This window comes from Longimicrobium sp., assembly GCF_036387355.1.
Classification (GTDB): domain Bacteria; phylum Gemmatimonadota; class Gemmatimonadetes; order Longimicrobiales; family Longimicrobiaceae; genus Longimicrobium.
Window position 1 is genome coordinate 1 of the sequence record NZ_DASVTX010000138.1, and the last position, 3120, is coordinate 3120.

Annotated in this window: 2 protein-coding genes; both read right to left on the bottom strand. The window is 70.6% G+C overall.

Going from position 1 to position 3120, the window contains the following annotated elements; genetic code table 11:
• Positions 1-1244, bottom strand: a 1244-nt coding sequence (locus VF665_RS06410) for a PAS domain-containing protein (RefSeq protein ID WP_331052580.1), incomplete at its 3' end; no start/stop codon positions are given.
• A gap of 8 nt (positions 1245-1252) precedes the next feature.
• Positions 1253-3120: CheR family methyltransferase (locus tag VF665_RS06415; RefSeq protein WP_331052581.1), on the bottom strand; the 1868-nt coding region annotated here is incomplete at its 5' end.

The window sequence follows — 3120 nt, forward strand, 5'->3', positions numbered from 1 at the left end:
CGAAAGATGGGATACGTCTCCGCCGGGGCCGGGGCGCCGTCGGGGCGCAGCATCCCGTAGTGGCGGGCCAGGGCGTCCACCCCGCCCTCCTCGTGCAGCGGATGGGCGAGGATGCGCGCCGCCTCCTCGTTGTGCAGCACCATCCGCGCGTCCGGCGCCTCCACGATCACCATGCCGCCGGGAATGTTGCGCAGCGCCGTTTCCAGCAGCGCGCGCTGGGCCTGCGCCTGCGCCAGCAGCCGCTGCCGCTCCGCCTCGTGCTCGCGCCGGGTGGTGATGTCGCGAAAGAAGATGGACATTCCGCCCTCTTCCGCCGGATACGCGCGCAGCTCGATCCACCGGCGCCCCACGGGAAAGCGCGTTTCGCGCTCCACCATCTCGCGCGTGTCCATGGCGCGCAGCAGGGCGGCGTGCGGCTCGCTGCCGACCGCGGCAGACAGTTCGCGCCACAGAAGGCGGCCGCGCAGCTGGTCGCGCGAGCGGTGCCACATCTCGGCCGCGCGGCGGTTCACGTAGGTGATCTGCCAGTGCGCGTCCACCCCCACGAAGGCGTCGGAAATGCCTTCCAGCACGCCCTGCAGCCGCGCCCGCCCGGCCTCGGCCTCGGCGTGCGCGGCTTCTTCGCGGGCCAGCGCGCGGGCGGTCTGCTCCGCGCGCCGGCGCTCGCTGATGTCGCGCAGGATCCACCGCAGGTGCGCGGGGTCGCCTTCCTCGTTCAGCACCACGGTGACGCTGCACGACACGTCCACCGGCGCGTCCCCGCCCCGCGGCCGCACGCGCACTTCCCAGTCGTCCAGCCGGCCCAGGGGAATGGCGCGCGTCAGCACGCCGCGAAAGGTGCGGCGCGCCTCCGGAACCACCAGCGTCACCAGCGGCTGGCCCACCAGCCGGTCCGCGGAAATGCCGGCCAGCGCCGAGGCCGCGTAGTTGGCGTCCAGGATCACGCCCTCCACCGTGGTCACCAGGTACGGGTCCGGCGCCAGCTGAAACAGCTCCAGGTAGCGCTGCCGCTCGATGGCGGCCTGCACCTGCGAGAGTTCCAGCTGCTCGTTCTGTACGCGCAGCTCTTCTTCCGCCACGCGCAGCTCTTCCATCGCCGTGTAGAGCGCCTCGATGGACTGGCGGATGTCCTCGAGCCCGGCGGGGTCCGGCTCGCCGGCTTCGCGCCGGGCGTGCACGAGCGCGTCCAGCCGCTGCAGGGAGCGGCGCACGTCGTGTTCGGGGTCGCGGTCGCGGGCGGTCATGCCGCGGGTCAGGAGGCGGCGGCCACGGGGCGGTCTTCCAGCAGGATCACCGTCCCGCGGATTTCGCCGGTGCTGGACCGCAGCGGAGACATGGCGATGTGGCAGCGCACGGGGCGGCCGCGCCGGTTCACCGCGTCCAGCTCCGATTCCTGATAGTCGGCCCGCGCCTCCAGGACGGCGCGCAGCGGGGCCTTGAGCTGTTCCACGGGGAGCCCGATGTCCAGGTGCAGAAGCGGCTGCCCGTTCACCTCGTCGGCGCGCAGCCCCCACAGCTCTTCCATGCTGCGGTTCCACACCTGCACCAGCATCTCCCGGTCCACCACCACAACACCGGCGCGCAGGCTGGTGAGCACCGAGGCCAGGTAGGCGTTCACGTCGTTGAGCGAGGCGGTGCGGCGGTGCAGCTCGTCGTTGGTGGTCTCCAGCTCCTCGTTGGTGCTCTGGAGCTCCTCGTTCATGGTCTCCAGCTCTTCGTTGGTGCTCTGCAGCTCCTCGTTGGTGGTTTCCAGCTCTTCGACGGTGCTCTGCAGCTCCTCGTTGGTGGTTTCCAGCTCCTCGTTGGTGCTCTGCAGCTCCTCGAATGCCGTTTCCAGCGCCTGCCCGGCCAGGTCCACCTCGGCCTTGAGGCGGGTGTGGCGGGTCACGTCCACAAAGGTGATGGACACGCCCAGCCGCCCGTCGCCGCCGTCCAGCGGCGTCACCTGCACGTCAAAGCTGCGCAGCTCGTCCCCCGTCGCGTGCTCCACGTTGGGGACGAACACGGGGCGCTGGTTGGTGACCGCCTGCTCAATGCGCGAGCGCAGCTCCACGGGGCGGTACGAGACCTTGAGGTCGTGCAGCGGGCGCCCCAGGTCCGTGGCGGCAATGCCGAACAGCCGGCGCGCCGCGTCGTTGGCCAGCAGCAGCAGCCCCGCGGCGCCCACCACCAGCTGCGCCACGGGCCCGGCGTTGAGCGCGGCGTCGCGCAGCGCCACCTCGTGGGCCACCACGGCGGGGCTGGCGGGGAGCCGCACGCTGGTGCCGTGTCCGCCGCCGCGCCCCAGCAGGAGCAGGCGGTCGCGCCCGGTGCCGGGCACCGCCTTGCGGAACACGCGCGACCCCAGGTTGCCGGGAACGAACATGCCGCCGTGCGACCGCATCATCTCGGCCCTGCCCAGAAACAGCAGGCCGTCGGCCTTAAGGGCAAAGTGAAAGCGGGCCAGGATGCTGGCCTGTACTTCGGTGTTGAAGTACATCATCACGTTGCGGCAGGCCAGCAGGTCCAGGTGCGAGATGGGCGCGTCGTGCACCAGGTCGTGCTTGCCAAAGATCACCTGCCGCCGCAGGTCCGCCCGGAACACGAAGCCGGTGCCCACCGGCTCGAAGTACTTTTCCGCGTAGCCCTCAGGCAGGTCGTCCAGATCCTTGCCCTGGTACACGGCCGCGCGGGCGTGGGCCAGCGCCTCGTCGTCGCGGTCGGTGGCGTACACCTTTACCCGCTCGCGAAAGCTTTCCACCCCCATCGCCTCCACCAGCAGCATCACCAGGCTGTACGTCTCCTCTCCACTGGCACAGCCGGCGCTCCACACGCGGATGGGCGCGTCGGGGCCGCGGTCGCGCAGCAGGGCGGGGACGTACTCGCGGGCCAGCGTGTCCCACGCGTCGCGGTCGCGAAAGAACGAGGTGACGTTGATGAGGATGGTGTTGAAGAGCTCGCCGTATTCCTCCGGGTGAAGCTCCAGAAAGTCCCGGTACGCGTCGTACGAGGCGATTTCAAGCGTGGCCATCCGCCGCTCCACCCGCCGGGTGAGGGTGGACCGCTTGTAGCCGCTGAAGTCGAAGCCGCGGGTTTCCTTCAGAAACTCCACCAGCGACTCGAACTCGGGATCCCGGGGAT